General features: G+C 66.3%; 1 protein-coding gene and 1 pseudogene. One reads left to right on the top strand and one right to left on the bottom strand.

The genetic code is table 11. The features are described 5' to 3' along the window. Window positions 1-208 (bottom strand): ECF-type sigma factor (locus tag B1A78_RS23390; protein WP_372236920.1); only part of this gene is annotated, 208 nt, incomplete at its 3' end. Between the two features lie 249 nt (window positions 209-457). On the opposite strand from B1A78_RS23390, the pseudogene B1A78_RS21855 reads away from it, so the two are divergent. Further along, a pseudogene (locus B1A78_RS21855) lies at window positions 458-1,017 on the top strand (hypothetical protein); the annotation flags it as partial.

Raw genomic sequence — 1,017 nt, 5'->3', positions numbered from 1 at the left:
GCCGCGCGCGCGCGGCGTCGATCAGGATATGGCGCATCGCGGTCGCCGCGCATGCGAGGAAATGCGACTGGCTTTCCCAGCCGTCGGCGCGGCGCAATTTGACATAGGCTTCGTTGATCAACGCCGTCGTCTGCAAGGTCTGCGGTCCGCCCGCGCGATAATGTTCGCGCCGCGCGATGGTCCGCAGCTCCGCATAAAGGGCTGCCACGAGTGCATCGGCCGCTTTCGGAAATTTTTCTGGAGGGGGCGTGTCCGGTTCGATCGACTTTTCCCGTCTTACCTTTTGCCAGCAGCTTTGACGCCCCGATTTTATGCGGGCGCACCAAGGCTTTGGCAAGCGCGATCGCCGGTCCGCCGGAATTGCGCGCGGGGGCCGAATGCGCCGCACGAGCGACGCCCCCAAGGTCGCGTTTTTCATCGCAGCCGCCCGTGGGCGGCGAGGACAAGGGGATTATCGATGCGCAAGGCCAGCAAACTTCTTCTCACCGCCGCACCCGCCGCGCTCGCGCTGTCGCTGGTTACCCCGGCGAAGGCCGACCAGACGCCCGAATGCAACAGCGGGCCGGCAGCCCGATCGACCGAATGCGGCGTCAACGCCTCGGCCTCCTCCGACGATGCGACGGCGGTCGGCGCCAATGCCGATACGCGCGAAAAATCGACGTCGGTGGGCAGCAACGCCCGGTCGGGCGTCAGTTCGACTGCGGTCGGCTATAATAGTTTCGCCGGGATCAACGCGGTCGCGGTCGGCTCGGGATCGGCCGCCTTCGATCAGGGCACGGCCATCGGCCTCAACGCCGTTTCCACCGGTACGGCGTCGGCCGCGCTGGGCAATGCCGCGCGCGCGACACAGGCCAATACGACGGCGATCGGTGCCTATTCGAAGGCCGAAGCGGTGGACGCCACCGCGATCGGCGCGAATACCGACACGCGCGAAAAATCGACGTCGGTCGGCGCCAATGCCAAGTCCGGCGTGAACTCGACAGCGGTCGGCTACAACAGCTTCGGCGGGATCAATTC

This window comes from Sphingopyxis sp. KK2, assembly GCF_001990265.1.
Lineage (GTDB): Bacteria > Pseudomonadota > Alphaproteobacteria > Sphingomonadales > Sphingomonadaceae > Sphingopyxis.
Note: the sequence above shows the minus strand (reverse complement) of the source record. Positions and strands in the feature narration are given on the sequence as shown.